Source organism: Acidobacteriaceae bacterium, assembly GCA_035944135.1.
In the GTDB taxonomy this organism is placed as follows: domain Bacteria; phylum Acidobacteriota; class Terriglobia; order Terriglobales; family Acidobacteriaceae; genus Granulicella.
The window spans coordinates 674,088-696,341 of the sequence record DASZBM010000002.1; the positions used below are offsets into that span (position 1 = coordinate 674,088).

The 22,254-nt window shown below is 56.8% G+C and carries 18 protein-coding genes; 5 read left to right on the plus strand and 13 right to left on the minus strand.

Going from position 1 to position 22,254, the window contains the following annotated elements:
• Positions 1-130: 130 nt before the first annotated feature.
• Genes VGU25_05525 through VGU25_05540 form a run of 4 tightly spaced genes read left to right on the plus strand, consistent with a single transcriptional unit; the run spans position 131 to position 4,309 of the window.
• A complete protein-coding gene (locus VGU25_05525) occupies positions 131-1,186 on the plus strand; it encodes a hypothetical protein (GenBank protein ID HEV2576651.1) in 1,056 nt (351 codons plus the stop codon).
• A 42-nt stretch (positions 1,187-1,228) separates the two neighbouring features.
• A complete protein-coding gene (locus VGU25_05530; GenBank protein ID HEV2576652.1) occupies positions 1,229-2,176 on the plus strand; it encodes a sugar phosphate isomerase/epimerase family protein in 948 nt (315 codons plus the stop codon).
• 37 nt (positions 2,177-2,213) lie between these two features.
• Entirely contained in the window at positions 2,214-2,534 is a 321-nt protein-coding gene (locus VGU25_05535) for an L-rhamnose mutarotase (protein ID HEV2576653.1), read from the plus strand.
• Between the two features lie 56 nt (positions 2,535-2,590).
• A complete protein-coding gene (locus VGU25_05540) occupies positions 2,591-4,309 on the plus strand; it encodes a sodium:solute symporter family protein (protein ID HEV2576654.1) in 1,719 nt (572 codons plus the stop codon).
• A gap of 303 nt (positions 4,310-4,612) precedes the next feature.
• Here VGU25_05540 and VGU25_05545 read toward each other — a convergent pair whose 3' ends face one another.
• The 10 genes from VGU25_05545 to VGU25_05590 all read right to left on the minus strand — a co-directional run bounded on the left by VGU25_05545 (position 4,613) and on the right by VGU25_05590 (position 15,350).
• The gene (locus VGU25_05545; GenBank protein ID HEV2576655.1) at positions 4,613-5,596 is read right to left on the minus strand and encodes a hydroxyacid dehydrogenase; all 984 of its coding nucleotides are present in this window, start codon (positions 5,594-5,596) and stop codon (positions 4,613-4,615) included.
• A complete protein-coding gene (locus VGU25_05550; protein ID HEV2576656.1) occupies positions 5,589-6,656 on the minus strand; it encodes an Ldh family oxidoreductase in 1,068 nt (355 codons plus the stop codon). Before VGU25_05550 ends, VGU25_05545 begins: the two co-directional genes overlap by 8 nt.
• A gap of 21 nt (positions 6,657-6,677) precedes the next feature.
• On the minus strand, positions 6,678-7,841 hold the full coding sequence (locus VGU25_05555) for a UxaA family hydrolase (protein HEV2576657.1): 1,164 nt from the start codon (positions 7,839-7,841) through the stop codon (positions 6,678-6,680).
• A gap of 2 nt (positions 7,842-7,843) precedes the next feature.
• Complete coding sequence (locus VGU25_05560) at positions 7,844-8,125, minus strand: UxaA family hydrolase (GenBank protein ID HEV2576658.1); 282 nt, start codon at positions 8,123-8,125, stop codon at positions 7,844-7,846.
• Positions 8,126-8,151: 26 nt separating this feature from the next.
• A complete protein-coding gene (locus tag VGU25_05565; GenBank protein HEV2576659.1) occupies positions 8,152-9,630 on the minus strand; it encodes an NAD-dependent succinate-semialdehyde dehydrogenase in 1,479 nt (492 codons plus the stop codon).
• The gene (locus tag VGU25_05570) at positions 9,631-10,296 is read right to left on the minus strand and encodes a GntR family transcriptional regulator (GenBank protein ID HEV2576660.1); all 666 of its coding nucleotides are present in this window, start codon (positions 10,294-10,296) and stop codon (positions 9,631-9,633) included.
• Positions 10,297-10,398: 102 nt separating this feature from the next.
• On the minus strand, positions 10,399-11,772 hold the full coding sequence (locus VGU25_05575) for a hypothetical protein (protein HEV2576661.1): 1,374 nt from the start codon (positions 11,770-11,772) through the stop codon (positions 10,399-10,401).
• Positions 11,773-11,774: 2 nt separating this feature from the next.
• Positions 11,775-12,971, minus strand: a complete 1,197-nt coding sequence (locus VGU25_05580; protein ID HEV2576662.1) for a diphosphate--fructose-6-phosphate 1-phosphotransferase — start codon at positions 12,969-12,971, stop codon at positions 11,775-11,777.
• Positions 12,972-13,029: 58 nt separating this feature from the next.
• Complete coding sequence (locus VGU25_05585) at positions 13,030-14,379, minus strand: MFS transporter (GenBank protein HEV2576663.1); 1,350 nt, start codon at positions 14,377-14,379, stop codon at positions 13,030-13,032.
• Entirely contained in the window at positions 14,349-15,350 is a 1,002-nt protein-coding gene (locus tag VGU25_05590) for a tagatose 1,6-diphosphate aldolase (protein HEV2576664.1), read from the minus strand. The genes VGU25_05585 and VGU25_05590 overlap by 31 nt, the downstream gene beginning before the upstream one ends.
• A 250-nt stretch (positions 15,351-15,600) precedes the next feature.
• On the opposite strand from VGU25_05590, the gene VGU25_05595 reads away from it, so the two are divergent.
• Positions 15,601-17,622 (plus strand): DUF5054 domain-containing protein, encoded by a 2,022-nt coding sequence (locus VGU25_05595; GenBank protein HEV2576665.1) that lies wholly within the window; start codon positions 15,601-15,603, stop codon positions 17,620-17,622.
• A gap of 5 nt (positions 17,623-17,627) precedes the next feature.
• Here VGU25_05595 and VGU25_05600 read toward each other — a convergent pair whose 3' ends face one another.
• The 3 genes from VGU25_05600 to VGU25_05610 are packed head-to-tail and all read right to left on the minus strand — an operon-like array spanning position 17,628 to position 22,125.
• On the minus strand, positions 17,628-18,929 hold the full coding sequence (locus tag VGU25_05600) for a glucoamylase family protein (GenBank protein HEV2576666.1): 1,302 nt from the start codon (positions 18,927-18,929) through the stop codon (positions 17,628-17,630).
• An 18-nt stretch (positions 18,930-18,947) separates the two neighbouring features.
• Entirely contained in the window at positions 18,948-20,546 is a 1,599-nt protein-coding gene (locus VGU25_05605) for a cellulase family glycosylhydrolase (GenBank protein ID HEV2576667.1), read from the minus strand.
• The gene (locus tag VGU25_05610) at positions 20,539-22,125 is read right to left on the minus strand and encodes a glycosyl hydrolase family 39 (GenBank protein ID HEV2576668.1); all 1,587 of its coding nucleotides are present in this window, start codon (positions 22,123-22,125) and stop codon (positions 20,539-20,541) included. Before VGU25_05610 ends, VGU25_05605 begins: the two co-directional genes overlap by 8 nt.
• Positions 22,126-22,254 lie beyond the last annotated feature (129 nt).

A 22,254-nucleotide genomic window follows, 5' to 3' on the forward strand; every position in this document is an offset into this window, starting at 1 on the left:
GCTTGCGCCAACCTGGGTCCCGAGATCCTATCTTGTTCCCGGAAGAAGATTGAAGCTGGATTCACGCGATATCTATGCCTACGGTGCTGAGCGCGGAGGAATTGACGAGCGCTGGATCGCGTCGACGACGATGGCGATGAATGAGAACCGCACGCCGGACGAAGGCCTGAGCTTTGTAGAGTTCGAAGGGGAGCGGTTCAGCCTGAAGGAGGCTGTCGAGGCCGAGGGCGAGCGGCTGGTCGGCAAAGACATTTGGAATCGCTATCATCGCTGGCCGGTGTACAGCAAGTTCTTCGACAATCTCGGCCCGATTCCGCATCACCTTCATCAAAGCGACGAGCAGGCACGGTTGGTTGGAAGAGAAGGGAAGCCGGAAGGCTACTACTTTCCGCCCCAACTGAACGCTACCTCTGGGAATTTTCCGCATACGTACTTCGGATTGGAGCCTGGCACGACAAGGGAAGATATTCGCAATTGCCTGGCAAATTGGAACAGCGGCGACAATGGCATTCTCGATCATGCGAAGGCATATCGCCTGCAGCCTGGAACCGGATGGTTAGTGCCACCGAGAGTTCTGCACGCGCCGGGATCGCTGTTGACGTATGAACCGCAGTGGGGAAGTGACGTGCTTTCGATGTTCCAATCCCTCGTGGACGGCCGATACGTGAAGCGCGAGTTGCTGGTCCAGGATGTTCCGGAATCCGAATATGAGAACCTCGACTATCTGGTCGACATGGTTGATTGGGAACGTAATACCGACGCAAACTTCAAGAGCAAGCACTACATCGAGCCGATTGTCGCGGAGGAATCAGCGAGCGAGGGATACGTCGATCGATGGGTGGTCTATGGCACCATCGGCGGCAAACAGTGCTTTAGCGCAAAGGAGTTGACGGTACAGCCCGGGGCGAAATGTGTCCTGCGAGATCCTGGTGCGTCGGGTCTGATCGTGACGCAAGGGCACGGTCGTCTCGGCAAACTGAACATCGACTGCCCGGCGCTGATCCGCTTCGGTCAAATGACCCAGGACGAAGTGTTCATCTCTGCAGAAGCAGCGGCTGAAGGCGTGGTGATCGAGAATCATTCGGCAACGGATCCACTCGTCACACTTCGTTACTTCGGGCCGGATGTTCATTCAGGGATGCCCGAGGTCGGCGATCACAAAGGCAATGAATTTGGTGCCCGGTGAGCATCGGGCCTTTTCTTTTGCGAGGAGTGCTTGGGGGAGTGAATGCGGCTGCAAAACTTTGAGGAAAAAAACAAGGCAATCAAGGATCGGTTTCTGGATCTGAAGAAGAGGTCGCCGGAGAAGTTCCAATCGCGTTTGAACCTCTCCTGGAGCAATTGGGGATTTGGCCGCGAGAACCTTGCGGATTCTGCCCGCAGGTTAAGTGATTCTGGAGTTAAGTTCATCGAGCTGCATGGAAATCACTACGGTCCGGATCTGGGATATAAGGTTGAAGAAACTCTCCAAACGCTAAACGAGCACGGACTCCGCGTTTCAGGTGTGTGTGGGATGTTCTCAGCGGACAACGATTTAGCCAGTAACCGTGCGGTGTGTCGCCAGAGTGCGATCGACTACATCGGACGGGAAGTGCCCTTCACCAAGGCCGTTGGAGGGTCCTATTTGCTTGTCGTTCCCGGGGCCGTAGGCCGAGCGAAGGCCTACGACGATGTTGAGGAGGAGCGGTCCGCTGAGACGTTGCGGCTTTGTGCAGACCTCTTTACGCAATACGGAATTCGAGCGGCGATAGAGCCGATCAGAGCAGCTGAGACGAGCTTCGTTCATTCCGTGCAAGATGCAAAGCGATATATCCGGCTAGTCGATCACGCGGGTGTTGCGTCGATCAACGGCGATGTTTATCACATGCAGTCTGAAGAGAAGCATATTGGAGACGCGATTCTCGATGCGGGCGAGATGCTGGTCAACCTGCATTTCGCGGATAGCAATCGCTCCGCCGCGGGCGAGGGTTCGATGGATATCGCCACAATTATTCGCGCTCTGTACTTGATAGAGCACAATCGTGAGGGACGGTTCGTTACGTTCGAGCCTCTTGGTCCCGGCGGAGATCCGTATCCGGCTATGCATGGCCGCCCGGACAAGGCCCGCCTGGATGCTCTGGTTAAACAAAGCATCGATTATTTCCGAGAGTGTGAAGAGATGGTGCTGTCGGAGTAGAGGCCAAAGGGAATAGGCAAAAGTGAAGACATATTACTTGGCACTGGATCTTAAGGATGACCCAAAGCTCATTGGGGAATACAAAAGTTATCATCAATCGGACCGCATTTGGCCAGAGGTGCTGCAAGCCATTAAGGACGATGGTGTATTGAGCGAAGAGATCTACCTGGCTGGAACGCGGATGGTTATGGTGCTTACCACCACTGATGAGTTTTCGTTCGAGGAGAAGGCCGAAAAACTTCGTGCGAACCCAGCCATGCGCGAATGGGAGAAGCTCATGTGGAACTACCAGCAGACCATACCGGGAGCGAAACCCGGCGAGAAGTGGGTAGTGATGGAGAAGATATTCCAGGCCTGACGGCTGGGGCGTGACGGAAGCTGCTTCGCCAATATTGATTAAAAGGAAAGATGTGCATGAACTTTGCCTTGGGTGCTGCCGCGTTATATGTTGCGAATCCGGGTAGGATCATCTCCCTTTCGACGCCTGATGTTCTGATTATTGCGATCTACTTTCTCACGGTCCTTGGGATTGGTTTTTACCTGCAGAAGTTTGCCGGAAGCAGCAGTGAAGACTTCTTCATGGCTGGGCGCGATATGTCTGCGTGGGTGGCGGGGCTCAGCTTCCTTTCCGCAAATCTTGGCGCGCTCGAATTGATGGGGTGGGCCGCAGCGGCGTATCAGTACGGAATTCTGGCAACGCACTTCTATTGGATCGCGGCATTCCCGGCGATGGTGTTTCTCGGCCTGGTGATGATGCCGTTCTATTACATCTCCAACACGCATTCTGTGCCGGGCTATCTGCAATTACGGTACGGAGAGGCGACTCGTGCTCTAAGCGGTGTATCGTTCGCCTTCATGACCGTACTGATGTCAGGCATCAACATGTATGCCATGGCGTTGGTCATGAAGGTTGTGCTTGGGTGGAACATCCACTTCAGCATCTGGGTGTCTTCAATCACGGTGGCGGTCTATGTAACGCTCGGCGGTCTATATTCGGCGATTTTCAACGAGGTGCTCCAGTTCTTCCTTATCTGGCTTGGAGCTCTCACGATTCCGGTTGCCGGAATGATCGAGGCAGGCGGCTGGGCTGGTCTTGTCGCGCGTATCAATGAACGTGTGCAAGGAAATTATGTGCACCTCTGGTCTACGCTCGGGCACTTCAAAGACAATCCCATGGGAGTCCATTGGACGGGCATCGTCTTTGGATTAGGTGGCGTAATCGCTTTCGGGTATTGGACTACAGATTTTCTGGTTGTTCAGCGCGCGATGGCCGCAAAGGATCTCCGCTCTGCGAAGATGGCGCCGATCATTGCGTCCTACTTCAAGATGATTGTTCCGGCGATCGTTATCCTTCCCGGACTACTTGCACTGGGCTTGTTGTCATTCAAGCTTGTGCCTGAAAGCGCTGTGCGGCCTGGGTTGCACAGTTACAACGAAGTCTTGCCATTGATGCTGGCGCGGTACTGCGGACCTGGCCTGCTTGGACTCGGCGTGACTGCATTGATCGCGGGATTTATGTCTGGGATGGCCGGCAACGTGAGCGCCTTTGCTACCGTGTGGACGTATGACATTTACCGTCCGTACATTCATAAGCGCGGTACAGACAGACATTTCCTCCTGGTAGGGCGCTGGTCCACGATTGTCGGCGTGATCGTGAGTATTGGGACCGCGTATCTGGTCACCCACTTTAAAAGCATCATGGATTATATGCAGGCTCTGGTGAGCTTCTTCATAGCTCCCTTGTTCGGTACCGTCATTCTGGGAATGCTGTGGAAGCGAGCCACGCCGAAGGGCGGGTTCTGGGGATTGCTTGCGGGAACCGTTTCGTCGGTGGGCATGTACACAGCGGTGGTTATACATCCGGAATGGCTGCGTTACGTAGCGCTCTCTCCTGATGCGAAACCAATGGCGGAGAATTTGTACCGGGCTTTGTGGTCATGGATTATCTGCGTGCTGGTAACGGTTGTTGTAAGCATGTTCACCACTGGAAAACCCGCTTCCGAGCTACAAGGACTCGTTTACGCCTACACTGATATACCCAGCGACGGCGATGTTCCTCTGTATAAACGGCCAATTTTCTGGGGAGTCGGCGTTGCGGTTCTGTTCGCTGTACTTCAGTTCTTGTTCTGGTAATCAGTGCAATAGCGAGGATCAACACGATGAAACATCACCATCACCAGATGCTCTCCGTATGGTTGTTCATTGGAGCGCTGCTGCTCGTGTACGGCCTAATTATCCTAGTCGTCAGCATCGCGAATTATTCCCATCCAGCTCCTGTTGTTCTGGCGAATGAACATCTGAACCTCTGGGCTGGAGTTCTGCTAACGCTGATTGGCGCCTTTTACACTATCCGTTTTTGGCCTCGTAGGGGAAGGCGCGACTAGGCAGGCGTGTTATTAGCGCAGCCTCAGGCTTTCCGGAAAGGCCTGAAGGTTCTCAGTTCCTGTGAGAGCCGTCCCTTGCGAGCCTCGGATTCACAACAGCATTCAGCGGTTGTTGACCGTCAAGAACACGACCTACATCGTCACAGATAGCTCGAGTGACGCGCGCCTGCGCTTCATGTGTCAGGGCCGCGACGTGCGGGGTCAAGAGCACGTTGGGCAGGCCCTCGAGTTGTCCGGCGATCGGCGGTTCGTTTTCCCGCACATCCAGGGCCGCGCCGGCGATTCTGTTTGACTTCAGACTGTCGAACAGCGCAGCTTCATCGACGACCTCTCCTCGTGACGTGTTGATGAAGAAGGCGGAAGATTTCATTTGCGCGAACGCGGCGGCGTTGAGAAGTCGATTAGTCTTCGGTGTAGAAGGCAGATGGCAGGAGACGACATCTGCACGTGTGAGCAGTTCTTGAAGTGTGACGAGCTCGGCACTGAGCTCAGCGAGGGATACATTGTCGCGGCTCAATAATGGATCGTGCGCCAGGATCTTCATTCCGAAGGCGTGGGCTCTGCGGGCGCTTGCGAGCCCAATTTTGCCGGCTCCGATAATCCCAAAAGTCTTTCCATGCAGCTCAATTCCCATAAAACGCTGACGATTCCAGCGTCCCTGCTTTGTGTCGGTATCTGCAGCAGGAATGTGTCTTGCCAGCGAAATCATCATGCCGATGGCGAGCTCCGCAACGCTGATAGTGCTCTGCTCCGGCGTCGAAGTCACGATGACGCCAGCTTCCTCACAAGCCCTGACATCAACGTTATCGAGACCAACACCGGCGCGGCCGAGGACAACCAAGTCCTTCGCGTGGCCCAGGAGATCTGCAGTGATTTGCGTTTGATTGCGAATGATCAATGCGCGTACATTCGCGATCTCCTTCGCGAGTCCCGCGGGATCACGCCATAGCTGCGGCATGGTCACGACATCGAAGCGCTTTGTGAGAGAATCTACGGCGCTGCCACGGATATCTTCAGAAATCAGGATGTCAGGCATCTTTCGTTTCCATTCCGTCGGACTCGAAGGAGATGCCGAAGCGTTCGCACCACCTTTCGAGCTCAGCGACAGTTTCCTTGCTTAGCGCTATACCGTCACGTGCACTCTGTGTGGCCGCACGTGCCGACCGCTCTCCTGGAACCAGGATTTCTTCGAAACCTGGCTGCTTTTTATTAGCCTTCAGGCGTTCGACCATCCAGTCCATTCGATCGTCGAATTTATCTCTATCTATAAAAGCGTCAATATCCAGGAGGCAGAAGAAATGACCTACATCTTGCTTACGATCAAGATCTTTGTACATCGATCCGACATTTGACCCGATCGCGGCCCCGGATAAGACGCCGCTCAAAACTTCCACCATGAGGGCTAATGCATACCCCTTGTGCCCCGCCATTGTCTGAACGGTACCGAGCAGAGCCTCGGCTGCGTCGGTGGTTGGCTGTCCTGTTCTGCTGAGAGCCCATCCTTCAGGAATCGGCTGCTTTTTCTTGTTCGCGGCGATGATATTTCCTCTGGCAACTATCGAAGTGGCCAAGTCCACCTTGACAGGGGGGCCACTCTTCCGCGGGAAGGATGCAGCGATCGGATTCGTGCCGAAGAATGGTTCGTAGCCGCCGGTCGGAGACATCGCGGGCTCGCAATTCGTCATTGCGAGCAGAATCATCCCGCGCTCGGCGGCATAGTTGCAGTAGTAGGAGACAGCACCAAAGTGTTGCGAATTCCGGATGGTCGCTGCAGCAACGCCGTTCGTCTTTGCTAAGGGAATCAGAAGTTCAAGAGACTTGACCGCTTGCACCTGCCCGAGTCCGTTGCCAGCGTCGAGTGCAAGAACACTGCCACGCTCGCGATCGACTGAAAGCGTTGCGTGTGGGTTTATAAGGCCCTTGTTGATTCGCTCCAGATAGATGTTCAGCCTTGAAATACCGTGTGTCGACGTACCATGCATATCGGCGTCGATGAGGACGCGAGCAAAGATACTCGCGTCCTCGGCTGAGACGCCGACGCGTTCGGCAAGTCGGGCTGTAATTTGCCGCAGGTAGGACGGCTGATATCGTTTCATCGACTGATTGCTCTGGGCTGTCTATGCACTGCGATAAAGCTTGGTCATCGAGAATTCACGATGGCCGAGCGCTTCGGCAGCGGTGAGGCGACCGTTCGCTGTCCGGACGATCATGTCAAGCAGGGCATCGCCGGCCTGATCGAGTGTCATCTCGCCCTGGAGGATCTTAGAGACATCAAGGTCGATGTGCTCAGACATTGTCGCGACCGTCTTCGGATTGCCACTCAGCTTGATAACAGGCTCAATGGGGTTACCAATCACGTTGCCTTGTCCCGTCGGGAAGAGGTGGACCACGGCGCCAGACGCAGCCCAGAGCGTCACGGCTTCGGCCGCCGCGCTGGAGGTGTCCATGAACCACAACCCTGGTTTGTCAGGTTCGGCAGCTGGTTTCAGGCAGCCGACGAACTTCGTCTTCTTGCCCAGCTTCTCAACATTGCCGAGAGCCTTCTCTTCGATCGTCGTCAGGCCGCCTGCGATATTTCCTTTTGTCGGCTGCGATTCTGAGAGATCATTCGTCTTCTGGTCAAAGACAAGCTTCGTATAATCCTCGAACGCAGCGACGAACTCTTTGCGAACCTCTTCATTGGCAGCCTTAGCTGCGACGATGTGCTCCGCTCCAGTGAGTTCGCTTGTTTCGCCGAACGACGCCGTACCACCCAGCGCGCAGTGCTTGTCGATGACGTTGCCTACCGTCGGGCAGCTTGAAAGACCGGTAGTTGTGTCAGACTCTCCGCACTTCACGCTGATGTACAGCTCTTCCAGGCCACACTCGGTACGATGCAGCTCAGACGCCCACTGCACGTATTCCTTGGCTTGGCGCGATGCATCTGCGATGGTCTGGATGTCGCCCTTGCTTTCGATCCAGAACCCTTTCACAGGCTTTCCGGTTTTAGCGATGCCGTCCACGATCCGATTGGTCCAACCGGCTTCAATGCCGATCACCACCACAGCGGCTACGTTTGGATTGCTGCCTGTTCCGATCATTGTGCGGAAGTGCAGCTCCAGGTCTTCGCCAAACTGAAGACGCCCATAGGCATGGGGAAGGGCCATCGTTCCCTTAATGTTGTTGGCGACTGCTTCGCACGCGGCATTCGAAATATCGTCCACAGGAAGAATGATGACGTGATTGCGTACGCCAACGCGACCGTTCTCTCGTCTGTAACCCAGCACTGTTCTGTTCTTCATAACTATGCCCACCTCTTCGTCTTCAGATTGTGTGTGTGAACATGCTGGCCGGCCTTGATCGGTGCAACAATTTTGCCAATTTCACAGCCATATTTGATTGCGGTATCGCCGACCGCAAAGTCCTTGAGCGCAAGTTTGTGCCCCAGCGGAATTGCTTGTTCCGCGTGAGCCTTCAACGTTGAGTTATCCGTAAGGTTTCTACCGACGCAATCGGTGCCTGGTTCAAGATCAACGACTGCGACGCCAACGTTGTCTGCGGCGTCATGGACGAGAAAGTGAATCATCAACAGCTCCTTCTAAAGTCAATCCATCAGATTTGGTTGCCGATGGAAATGTGTTTTGTTTCGAGGAAGGCATCCAGCCCTTCAATTCCAAGCTCGCGCCCCCATCCGCTTTGCTTCACGCCACCGAATGGAGCACTACTGACGGTGGGTGCACCATCGTTGATGCCAATCGTTCCCGCCTCGAGCCGCTCGCTGAGACGCAACATCCGATTGAGGTCGGAAGTCATGGCATAGGCGCTCAGGCCGTAGGGAGAACTATTTGCACGCTCCAGCACCTCCTCTTCTGTTTCGAAGGTGGAGATTGGCGCGACGGGAGCAAAGGTCTCCTCACACATGCAGGTGGCCGAGGCTGGAACATCATCCAGAACCGTCGGCTCGATAAAGAACCCTGTCAGGTTCCCGATGCGTTTGCCGCCTGTGAGGAGGCGGGCACCCTTGCTCACCGCGTCTTGTACCTGCTGCAGAGCTGCGTCCACGGCAGACTGATTGATAAGTGGGCCGACGTCGATTCCTGGTTCGAGGCCGGGTCCGGTGCGAAGCTTCGACACGGCCGCGCAGAATCGGTCGGTGAACTCCTTGTGGATCTTCTTCTGGACGTAAATACGATTGGCTGCAATGCAGGACTGACCTGTATTGCGGAACTTTGCAATCACTGTCTCGCGCACAGCAACGTCGAGGTCACAGTCATCGAAGACCAGCACCGGAGCAAGCCCGCCAAGCTCGAGGCAGAGGGGCTTGATTGTCTCGGCTGCATTTCGAATCAGAAGGCGGCCAACTTGCGTAGATCCGGTGAAACTAACCTTTCGACAAACCGGGCTCGAGAGCAGGTTCTCCGAGATCATTGCCGCATTGCCGATAACTAACTGAAAGACGCCACGCGGTATACCTGCAGTCTCCATACATTCCGCAAGATGTACGCCAGACAGAGGCGTTTGGCGGGCAGGCTTCAGGATGACAGGGCAGCCTGCGGCCAAAGCTGGCGCCACTTTGCGAACGGAAAGAACGAGAGGGAAGTTCCACGGCGCAATCGCCCCTACGACTCCAATCGGCGTTTTCACGATCAGATGCCGCTTGCCCTTCACTTGGTTCGGAATGCTGCGTCCGTAGACGCGGCGCGCCTCCTCGGCGAACCAATAAAGGTGATCTGCAGACATCGCAACCTCACCCTCACTCTGTGCAAGAGGTTTTCCGTTCTCCAGAGTTATCGTCCGCGCGATTTCGGTTCGCCTGCGTATCAACTCATCCGCAACGCGGCGCAGGATATTTCCGCGCTCCAGAGCGGAGAGTTGTCTCCACTCGCGAAACGCCTTGTCTGCTGCTTCAAGTGCGGCCGTGACATGTTCCTGTTGGATCGAGCAGACTTTTGCGAATGGTTTAGCAGTGGAAGGATCGACGACCTCCATCTGTTCCGGTGTATTAATCCACTTACCGGCGATATACGAGCCATACGGATGCTGCTTGTCCTGCGAAAGGTCCGTCTTTTCTCCAATTACAGTCGTCGACATCTATTTCACCCACTGCGGTATAAATTTTCCTTGCCGTGCGAGCGTTTCGATCATCTCTCGCGCACCAACAACATGATTGCGTGCCTGACGCTCAGCCTCTTCTGCAAAGTTGTGCTCAATGGCTTCGACAATCCGATGGTGCTCGGCATGAATCACCGCCGGCTCGCGATATGCTCGGACTGTCATGCCGAGCGCGCGATATGTCTGCGAGAGTCGCATGAGTGTGTTGTTTCGTGCCAGCTCCACGATGCGCAGGTGAAATTGGCGATCGACTGACGCTGTCTCCGCGTCATCCTCCTGAGCCATCTTGTAAATTTGGTCAGCCATAGACCGAAGAGCTGCGATGTCGGCGCGCCCCGCGTTATTGCAGGCAAGCCGAGCTGCGAGGCCTTCAAGAACTTCGCGGAGCTGGTATGCCTCGCAGATGCGGCCCACATCCAGTTTGTCGACGAAAACACCCAGACGGTCGATGGATTCAACAAGGCCCAGCCACTGCAATTCCAACAAGGACTCTCGCACCGTGCCCTGAGCAACACCCAACTCCCGGGCTAAACTCTGCTGACTCAGTCGCTCTCCTGGCTTGCTTTCGCCGGAGAGTATTCTTCGTTCGATCTCTTCACGGATCTCATGTCTTGCCACTCGAGTTTTTGTAGCGTTCCGGGGCATCAGCTTTTCCTTCAGCCGAACTCAATCGGCACAATCTCTAGCGGCAATAGATTGTAAACTGTCAAACGTTCATACCCGGCCCGAAGTTTTTCCCATTCCTAATCACTCCTGCCAATCCACGCGCAGCGCCCTCGCCAGCTTCCGGAAGCTCTCTGCGTGGCGCCCGAAGTGCAGCGTCACATGGTGGGGCAGTCCGGCATGAATCAGCCGGTCGAAGCGTTCAGGAACCTGTCCTCCATCCACCTCAACCAGCAGGCTATTGCCTGTGACTTTTCGGCGCGGCGGGAGAGAGCGGCCCTCGAATGCGGTCCAGTGATATCGCCCGTCGCACCGCCATATCCGCGAGACGGTGACATCGCCGGCGATCTGTAATGCGCCATCAACGACGAAAGGTCGCGCCCCGTTGAAGTGGCCGCCCAGCGTCGGCTCCTCGTCGCATCCCGTGGCGTTGCACATATCCAGCGGAGCCATGCCGGGATGCCAGAAGAAGATCGTATTTGCGTCGTGCTCCAGCCAGTCGGAAAGGAAACCTGGCCCGATACCCAGGAATCGGCCTATGAGAGCTCCGATTGCGCCGTCCACATCGCCTTCGATCGATACCGCGTTGCCTTCCGATCCAAGCCTGGAGACCGCAAAGTACGGCCACTGCCCGAGCACATTTGGCAACTCCGGCCAGCACTGCAGCGCCAGTGCGTCCAGATTCGTCTCTTGCATGAGGCTCTGAATCGAAAGATAAAAACGCGAATTGACCGAGAGCAGCTCGTCCGCAGGCCCAGAGCCGCCGCCAGTCTCACGCAGGCCAAGTGAATGAACCCGCTCAAGGTCGGCCGTGACCTGATCCGACGAAATCCCCTGTACGCGTTCAATGAACTGCGGAAGGCTCAGCGGATGAAGCTGCAATCCGAAGGTCTTACGAATGAGAAACGGGTCGGCAGCCAGATCCAGGAACCCAGGTGCATGCGTGCCGACAACGCCAAGTTTCGCGGAACCTAACCGCTGAACTGTGTCGGCGAGTGCAATAGCATTGCGCAATTCCGCTTGAACGTCTTCCGGCGCTCCATACACGAACTCAAACGGGCGGTCTGCCTGGCGCAAGATCGACGCCCAGAGATGCTGACCGACCAGCGAGCACGAGCTCACTTTTCCGTCGCCGGGTCGTTCGGGCGTCGCCCACAATATGACCGGACCGCGCCAGCGTTGGCTGACCGTGAGCGCATACTGGCCATCCGCGAGGGAAGGCTGAATCACGATAAGTGCACGGCAACGTCCCTCAACGATTTTGTCGAGCGTCCCATTCACGCTTTCATCATCGAGGACGATCGTGTCGACCCCAATCGCGCTCGTACCGAGTTGCGCAAGAGCTTTGCGGCAGCGGTCGCGCATCTCCGCATTCCAGTCCTGGTCAAAGCCCGGGCGCTTGCGGCCGAAGATCAGAACTCCGACCGGAGCATTCAAGGTTGCTTGCTGCGTCTCCATCGTTACTTTGCTCCTATCTCGCAAACAGCTCTGCCGAGTTCAGTGATGTGCTGCTCAAGTGGCCCAACCAGCGGACGCACGTAGTCAATAAATCCTTTGCTAACCGGAATCGGGCCGCTCTGCAACCACTTGTCCGGAATCGTGCGTTCGTGGCCGGCAGCCTGCGCCAAGGGAACGATTCGAGTGGCGTGTTCCGACCCGAGAGGCTCAAGCGCGATCATTACGTCTCTCTGTCCCGATACCAACGCTTGCACGCCTGCCCGTCCTACCTGCTGCGCATCTTCAACATCACGCGCTGAAGTACAGGCCACGGATGCTCGTCCCAGTAGACCTGGCTTTTCACTGCGACACCGAATGCCGAGACGTTGGCTGACAATCGTTGCGAGATGTTGCGCGACGCCGCCCGTCATCGGCCGCTTAAGGGGGTCGCTCTGGGAGGAATCACTGCTCTCATACACGAGCGTTCCATCCGCATGCCTGATTCCCTCCGCCACCACGACAACGGCCCAACCAATCCGCTTAACAATGCGGCTCAAATCGGAAAGAAAGGCTTCAGTTTCGAACGGCACTTCGGGAACATAAATGAGGTGCGGGGCGCTGTCGTCATTCGTCCGTGCGAGTACCGTCGCGGCCGCAATCCATCCGACCGAACGCCCCATCGTCTCCAGAATCGTGACCGGCTGGGGAAGGGAACGCAGGTCTGCAGCAAGCTCCTGTGCAGCCGTTGCGATATAACGTGCTGCACTCGCATACCCGGGGCAACGATCCGTTGCGGCAATGTCATTGTCGATCGTCTTCGGAACGCCGAGAACTCGAATATCAAGCCCCTGCGAGGTGCAGTGTTTGCTGATGATCTCGGCGCCACGCATCGTTCCATTGCCGCCGAGAAATAACAGGAGATCGATCTTCAACCGGTCGAGAGTCTCGAGCGATTTTTTCAACTCCGATTCGGTCGGACTATGACGTGACGAGCCCAATGCCGCGCCGGGCGTCCTGCGTAAAAGCTCGAGATCAGCGATAGACGCATCCGTAAGATCGACAATCCTGTCATCGAACAGGCCCCCGATTCCATAACGCGAGCCAAAGATCGATCGGATCGAAGGCTGCCGTTGAGCTTCCGCAATGATCTCCGCAAGACTGGCGTTGAAGACAGCCGTCGGGCCGCCGCCTTGCACGATCATCAGGTTTGATTCAGGCATCGTTGAGTTCTTTGGTTGGGTCCCACGATATTATCGATTGCGATTGATTGTCAATGCATTACGAAGCAGAATATGCCAGGCTCGTGGTCCGGTACTTTCGGCCCAGGATAAAGAGCGCGAAGGTCCCGATCAGAGGCATGATTGCGATCAGGACGAAAACAGGCCGGTAGGAGAAGCGATCGACCAGAATGCCTGTGAGAAGAGGGAACAGCAGTCCGCTGAGACCGCCAGCCACTCCGGTCAGCCCGGTGGCACGGCCGACCTTCGCATCCGGAAACAGGTCGGTGATCGCTCCATACATATTTGCTGACAGGAAGTTGTGCGCGCACACTGCAACGCCGATCAGCGCAAGTGCCAAACCGCTGCCGCGGGCCAACGGCACAAGCATGCTCGCGAAACAGAAGGCGCTGCTTCCGTACATTAGCCAGCGCCTCGTGCTGGCGACCGGAACGCCACGGCGCAGCAGGACTCCGGCAGCCCATCCGCCAAAAATGTTTCCACCGTCTCCCATCAGAAACGGAATCCAACTCACGAAGCCGACCTGCATCAACGTCATGTGGCGGACGCTGTAGAGGTAACTCGGAATCCAGTACCAGTAGAACTGAATTACAGGCCCAACGAAGAACCTGCACATCATCACGGCCCAGGCGGACGAATCGCTCAGCAGCTCGCGAAGTGAAATCTTTTTTTGCCCCTGCCGAACCTCTCTCGGTGGCACGACTTCACGCTGATAGACGAACCACCAGGCGATCACCCAGATGATTCCGAGCGCTGACGGCACCAGAAACGCTGCGCGAAATCCGAAGCGGTGCAGAAGATACACGATCAGCGGAGGCGCGATCGTCGCTCCAACCATGCTGCCGCTGTTGAAGATGCCAATAGCCAGTGTTCGTTCCGATGGCGCAAAGAGTCTCGTCGCGGTCTTCACGCCACCTGAGAAGTTCCCGCACTCACCCGTTCCCATCCAATAACGGATCAATCCAAACTGAGTGCCAGACTTCGCAAACACCTGGGCGGCCGTTGCGGAAGACCACCACGCCACCGCCAGGGAGATTCCCAGCCGCGTTCCCCAACGATCCATCAGGTAGCCCATTGGGAACTCGCCGGACATCATGCCGAACTGCAGCGCCGCGACGATGCGCCCATACTCCACGTTTGTCAGGTGGAAGATGGAACGAATAACCGGCGCCAGCACAGACAGCGTCTGACGATCGATGAAGTTGATTACCGTGATGGAAAACAGCAGCCCGAGGATGAGCCAGCGCCGCCGGTAGACCGCATCTTCCACACCCGAGCCGGCTGTTTCTCTCTGCCGTTCCGCTATCTCCGGCACGCGTACCCCACTCTCACCCATCGACATTTTACGGAGCTCGGAACCTAACCGCGCATCGCTCGTGCTTCGGTCCATGGCTTCGCCAGCCGCAGTGCACGATTGATATTCTCAATATTCTGCGCGCCCTGCGTGTCCATCCATCTCTCCAGTGCCTCCGGTCCCTCTTTCACGTACACGGGAACGCCATCCTGCCATGTTGCACGACCGGCCAGCACACCGTGGAACTCCACACCCGCATCTGCAGCCAGTTCCAGTGTCTCGATGAACACGGGGCTGCTCACCCCTGCAGAGAGATACACGATTGGCAGATCTGTCTTGTCCGCGGCTTCCCGGATCAGTCTCTTCGCCTCGTCACGCGTATACGCTGCATCGCCCTTGAACGCCTTTGTTCCCTCGACGTACGCCATCTGAACGGGAACGTCGACCTTCAGCACGTCCGCGCCATAGCGTTCCTTCGCAAACTCTTCCATCGAAGCGAGAATGATCTCCGGCTTCCGGCGTGCGAACTCGGGTCCTTTTTCATCCTCGCCATGCACGCTGTAGGTGAGGAACTCGAGAAAGAACGGTATATCGGCTCCGCGACACTCGGCTCCCACACGTTCCACCCAGGCGTGTTTCTGTTCGTTTACCCACTCCTTTTCGAAGGGCGTGTAATACACAAGAATCTTTACTGCATCCGCACCGGCTTCCTTCAGGCGCAGCGCCGACCAGCCATCAGACAAGGACGGCAGCCGCTCCGGTTTATCCGGGCTGTAGCCGGCGTGCTCATAGGCCAGGAGCAATCCCTTCCCATTGATGTTGTGCGTAGCTTTTAAGCCGTACTGGACATCCAGCAGAATCGACGACGCATGCTTAGTGAGCGAACGCGCTACGATCTCCTTAAACTCGGACATCATGTCGTTCGTCGGCTCTTTGCCTCCGAGCTCCCGGACCAGCATCTGCTTCAACAGTCCTCTCTGATCCATGGCAGCCGCAGCGATAACTCCGCGATGATCGGCAACCGCTTTGAGTCCTGCGGCTTTTCCCGGTGTAAGCTTCTTGCGCATCGTCAATCTGTCTCCTGATAATTTGTAAGCGGTGGGCGCGAGGAAATGAGTGGGCGAGGCCCACTATATTGAACGCCACAGACAATAGTCAATCGATTACAAATGATTGTACTATCGATGCGATGCAGCGACTTCGCAGCGATCGAAAGGTTGTGCCGTGAGCACGCAAATTCAAAGACGTGACTTTCTCCTTGCAATGCTGGCCACTGGCGGTGCTTTCGCTTCCGGTTCCTTAGAGCGCGCCTGGGGGATGCAATCTCCATCATCGCAGGATGCCGAACATGTTCGCCGCGTGTTGGTGATGTTCAAGTGTCACTTCGATGCCGGTTTTATTGATACCCAGCAACACGTTGTACAGAAATACTTCCAGCAGTATTTCCCGGCAGCGATTCGAGTCGCGCGCGAGTCGCGTCAGCAGGGAAAGCCCCGCTACGTTTGGACCACCGGGTCCTGGCTGCTCTACCGATATCTCGAACAAGCTTCCGGCACTGTGCGAAAAGACGCAGAGCAGGCAATCGCCGACGGCGATCTTGCTTGGCACGCGCTGCCGTTCAACTGGCAGACGGAGCTGATGGATGAATCCCAGATCTCTGGCAGCCTGGCGATCTCTCGCTCGCTCGATACGAGGTTCGGTAAGAAAACTACGGGCGCGAAGATGACTGACGTGCCGGGACATACGCGCGGCCTCGTTACGCCGCTTGCTCAAGGTGGCGTCACCTTCCTCGACATTGGCGTGAACGGCGGAAGTCGTCCCGCAACTCTCCCGCCGCTCTTCCTGTGGAAAGACACGCGTGGTGCCTCACTGACAGTCATGTATCACCACAACTACGGCGGGATCACAGTCGTACCCAACTCCGATCTCGCAATTGACATAGAAGTCCGCGGAGACAACAGCGGCCCGCACACTCCTGCAGAGATTGAAGCCATCTATGCGAATCTGAAGAAGCGTTTTCCGAACGCTGAAATCACAGCGACCGGCCTCGGCCAGATTGCCGAAGCCGTAGAGCCTCATCGCGCTGACCTTCCCGTCGTGACTCAGGAGATCGGCGATACCTGGATCTACGGTGTTCCCAGCGATCCCATCAAGGTGGCACGCTACAGGGAAGTGTCCCGTCTGCGTAATGCATGGATTGCCCGTGGCGAATTTCAGTGCGGCGACAAGACGGATCTAGCTCTCCTCTCCGATCTTCTCCTTGAAGCCGAACACACCTGGGGCACCGACACGAAGACGTGGCTGGACTTCGACAACTACAAGCCAGATCAGTTGGCCCGCATGCTGCCGACGAAGAATTACCAGGTAGTCACTTATAGCTGGCAGGAGAAGCGGCAGGACCTGTTCTCAGCGTTAGCGACATTGCCCGTCGCGCTGCAGAAGGAGAGTCAGGAGGCGATTGCGACGCTCGATGCTCACGAGCCATCACCCTCGAAGGGACATCACCTGCACGCCGGCGGAGAGATCGAATCCGAACACTTCCGCGTGCAGATCAATCCGAAGACTGGAGCGCTCCACCGTCTGTTGAGCAAGAGCTCGGGCCAGGAATGGGCCTCGTCAGACAAGCCCCTCGCCGTGCTCGCCTATCAGACGCTTTCGACCGAGGATTACGACCGTTTCTTCAAGAACTACATCATTGCGAAAGCAGACTGGATCACCAAAGACTTCGGCAAACCAAACATCGATCGCATCGGTGCAGTTAGCAAGACGTGGTACCCAACCGTGGACTCAATCCACACGAAGAAGGACGACGACGGCCACACGATCATCATCGCCTCGAGCATCAAGGATCGCAAAGCTTTCGAATCTGGTATGGCGTCATTCCCGCAGCGGTTCTATGTGGAGATCTCACTTCCGGATGCCGAACCCACAATCTCAATGACCGTCTCGTGGTTCGGTAAACCGTCCACGCGTCTTCCGGAATCCCTCTGGCTTTCGTTCAATCCACAAACATCCGACGATGCTCAGTGGACATTCGAAAAGTGTTCCGAGGCCATCTCACCGGACGATGTTGTCGTCGCCGGCGCCCGTCACATGCACAGCCTCTCTTCCGGCTTCAGCTGCCGCTCCGGTAAGAGCACTTTGTTTGTCGATACGATCGACGCTCCTGTTGTCGCACTCGGAGAGAGATCTCCGCTCAACTTCTCTCAGGACCAGCCAGACCTCAGCCAAGGCGTCCACTGCAATCTGTTCAACAACGCGTGGGGGACAAATTACATTCAGTGGTTTGGCGAAGATTGTCGACTGCGTTTCAAGCTCCGCGAATCACAGCAGGCATAATCGCGTCAGCCTGGGTGGAATCCGGCTCGCTGGAACGCAACAGCAACCTCCGGATTGAGCGCGAACGTGTTCCACACAAAACCGGTCCGCAGATTCTCCGCCATCACGACCGTGATGCCCAGATCGATTCCAAGGCAATCCGCGTCATACCAATCCGCCTGCGGATGAAACGCATCGCAGAATCCATATCGTCCCCACGCCTTGTCGCTATAGTTTTGCTTCAGCGCACGCAGCACTCGCAGGCAGTCCTCCGGCACAAATGCAAGCGACCCTCCGGCGGCACACGGCACAACGGATCCATCAATGCCGCCATGCGCCGGCGGCCCACCCCACGCTCGATACCCATGTTGCGTGTCTGACGCCGAGATGCCCCAGTAGTCGGCCGAATACGGCTGCCCCAGCGAGAGGCAAAACGCCTCATGCGCACGTGTCGCCGTGATCGAATTCTCGAAATAGTTCGCGAACTTATCCCGCTTCTTACGAAAATCGAACCACGCGTGGCTGTACTGATGAACGAAAAGCGGATCAGCGGCCGAGATATACGTGAAGTCCTCGAAGTGCATTACTGGCCGTTCCCACGCGTTCCAGCATGCCGCGTCAATCGGATGCGTCGGTGATCCGAGCGCCAGCAGATACATCATCATGAGTTCGCAGTAGTGATTCCATCGACCGCTCAGAAAATTTCCATTCCGCCACCCCATCGCGAACATATCTCCGCCGTTCAGCATCCACTGCCAGTCGACGCGATGGTAAAGATCGGTTGCCAGTTGATAGATCTCACGATCGCGCCGGAAATACTGCCGCGCCGTCAGCACACCACAAAGAAGCAGCGACGTATCAATCGGCGAGACCTCACTCCCTTGATACGGATATCCGCTTTCGATGTCATTGAAGTGCGTGAAGAATCCATGATTGTCTTCCATCTTGTCGTGATGGAATCGCAGCGTATTCCGCACACGTGCGAGCACGGTCGCATGCGGAATGTACCCACGCCGATCCGCAATGCATAGCGCTGTGAGCCCAAACCCGGTCGCAGCAATGGACGCCATGCGTCGTTTGTCGCGCACGCCTGGCGGGTCAAACGCCTTTGCGCGGTCCAGGACCTGGCCCGTCGTCGGACTACCCTGCTCCAGAAAGAACCTGCACGCGCGCCGCTGAAGATCGTCCAGAAAAGTGCTGTCTGCGGTCGTAGGTCGGTAGGGCGGGGCGGTCACCGAAGTCTGCGCAGCCTGGCCGCGCACCTTGGGCGCCAGCCCAGGCAGCGCAGCGGTTGCAGCCAGAAGCTTCAAAACGTGTCGGCGGTCCATCGCTTCTAGTGTGACGGATCAGCGTTCCACAAGGACGACAGCAAGTCCATGAGCCGGCACCGTAAGCTGCAGCTTGCCATTCCGGAGATGCGTATGTTCCGCCGGAGCCATTGCGCCGGCGACCCGAAGCTCTTCAATCTGTCGCTGCGTCAAATCGCCCACCGGACGGCCCATCGCATTGAACGCCTTGATCACATTGCCATGGTCATCGTCCACCCGCCAGATCTCCACCCCGGCATTTGCGGAAACGTGCTGCAGCGTGACCGTGAACGCCTTCGAAGGCCCGGCAGGCCCGTTCGGCATCGTGTAACGCGGCCCCGTCCCATCCGGCGGAGCATAGTCCCACAGCGCCACGGCCACGCGCCCGTTCGGTCCCGTCGTGGCCAGCACCGAGTCCGACTCAACATGAATCCTTTTCGTACCCAACTTGTGAAGCGCTCGGAATACGTTCAGCGACGGCTTGGGGATGTTGTCCGCGGCAATCAGGCCAAACCCGCCGTAGAACGGTGACCGTACCACGCCCTGCTCCTCAAACACATCGGAGAAGGACCAATACGCCATGTTGCTCACCAGGCCATCGCACTGCCGAATCGTATTCGCGAGCCACGGCCCCATGTAGTCCGTGTCCGTCACATCCGGCTCATTCGCATAACTGGCGTTGTACTCGGAAAAGATGAGCGGCAGGTTAGGGAAGGGCGAGCTCGCAATCTGATCGTGCACCTTTTTCACCGACCGATACACCATCTCGTCACGCGAAATCTGTTCATCCGTGCCAAACACATCCTTCGCCGTATCGTTCGCGTAAACGTGAGTTGAGACGAAATCGATCGGAACGTTCGCCTCTTTCACATGCTGAAGAAAGGGCGTCACCCACGCCGCCTGCGCGGTCGAAGGCCCTCCTACCTGAAGCCGCGGCGACACCGATTTGATCGCGCGCGCAGTGTGGTCATAGAGCTCGAAATACGTGGGCTGTTTCGGCTCGCCACCCCAGAAGTCGAGGTTCGGCTCGTTCCACACCTCGAACTTCCAGTTCGCCACTTCATCCAGGCCATAGCGATCCACCAGGTGCTGCGCAAATGCGTGGATCATCGCATCCCACTCAGCGTAGTCCTTCGGCGGCGAAACCACCGGATGGTACCAGAACGGATGCAGCTTATTCGGATCGGCGGCCATCTTCTTCGGCATGAAGCTCATTTCGACATACGGCCGCACGTGCCGCGCCAGCAATCCGTCGTAGATCTGGTCAACGTAAGAGAAGTTGTATGCAGAGGTGCCCTGCGAAGCCGTACCCGTCTTGCCCGCCGTCTGCGCGAATTCGATCGTCTTTCGATCCGGATCGTACAGGCCAACCTCATCGTGGAAGATCGCGTGAAATCGGACCGACTCGAAGTCCGTAGCTTCCTTCACCGTCATCAAATCTGTGCGGTAGCTCTCGCGCAGAGAGAGAATCGCCCGCCCCGATCCAAATGTCTTTTCCCAGAAGTGCGGAAACGGAGTTGTTGCTGCTGCGGCGTCAATCGTGACGTCGACTGGAACCGGCGCCGCGCTTTGCGCGATAGCAAGTGGAACCAACATCATCGTTGCGACAAAGGCCGCCAGCGCCCGCAGCTTACTCATGAGCGTCACTCCTATGGCTGGAACTGTGGCTGCTGCGCGTTGAGGCGTCTCCTCCAACGTGCAGCAGAACGAGCTCGTTAGGCTTGAGGTCGAGGTTGAGATTGCCATCGTGTAGCGTGAGGTGTTCCGCCCCGGGCAGAGCCGATGCCATATTCATCTGCTGCACCTGCGCTCGCGTCGGATAACGTGGTCTCCCCATTGCCAGGTATGTCTTCATTGGATTGCCGTGATCTTCATCGACTTGCTGAAGGGAAGTGGAAGCATTCGCCGCAACCCCACTGATATGCAGTGTCACGTGATGCGTCACGATGGACTCCCGCGGCTGATCCACCGACGCCAGATTCCACACTGCAATAGCCAGCGATCCGTCCGGCAGCCGCGTCACCAGTGCATCATGCGAAGGATTCGCAATTCGCTCGGTCCCAAGCTGATGCAGCAGCGCGAAATCATAGAAGCTCGGCTTATTGATCCCGCCGGTGGCCCTCAACCCGAACTGCCCTTCAAACGGACGCTGCGCCGGCCCACCTTCCTCAAACACATCCGAGAACGTCCAGAACGACAGCATATCCACGTGGCCATCGCACGTGCGAATCGCCTCGGCCAGCGCGGGCCCGACATACGGCGTGTCGCGCAGCGTGTCCTTGCCCGGTACATTCCACTCCGTCCACAGCAGCGGAAGATGCGGCATCGGTGACGCATCAATCTGTCGCCTGACCTTGGCCACTGCTGCGCACGTGCGGTCCTCTTCGATGATGTCCTTGTCGCGCAGCGGCTGATCCTTGCCCAGCAGCCTTTCTACCGGTTCATCGTCATAGCCATGCGAGCTCACGAAATCCACCGGCACGTGATTCTCCGCCGCATAGCTAAGGAACCCTGGCACCCATGCCGCCGCGGCGGTCGCCGGCCCGCCGACACGCAGCCTCGGCGAAACCGACTTCAGCGCACGCGCGGTATGCGCATACAGATCGAAGTAAGAATCCTGCCGCGGAATCCCGCCCCAGAAGTCAATGTTCGGTTCGTTCCAGACCTCGAAGTACCACGTCGCAACCTCATCGATCCCAAAATGATCGACAAGATCCTGCGCGAAGGCACGCATCAGATCGTCCCACCGCTCCATGCTCTTCGGTGGCGAAACATTCTGCTTGTACCAGAACGGATGCAGATCATCGGGATTGAACGCCAGCTTCTTAGGCATGAAGCTGATCTCCACGACTGGCTTCACACCCTGCGCCAGCAGGCTCTCGTAGATCTCGTTCACATACGTGAAGTTGTAAACCGGATTGCCGTGCTCATCCTCGTTGTAAACCCCAAGCTCATCGTGAAGAATCGCGTGAAAGCGTAGATACTTCACATCCGTAGCTTGCTTCACTGCTGTCAGATCGTTCTGATAGGCCGTGCGCATCACCAGCGCGGCACGCCCTGACCCAAACATCTCCTCCCAGAAATGCGGAAACGGAGTCGTCGTTGCGCGCGCATCGATGGTGATCTCTTCATCCTGCTGCGCGCACGCAAATCTTGTCCCGAGTAGCACAAACAGCGCTGCAGCGGCGTACACAATCGGCCTGCGAAGCGTCTGCATAACCGGTGAGACCCCCCTCCCCGCTGAAATTTGTGCAAAATCTTGATTCCAGGGGGCTTACCTTTGGACCTAATTTCGCAAAATATTGATTCTAAAGAGACTTGATCGCTTCAGGATGGGCGTTGGTTT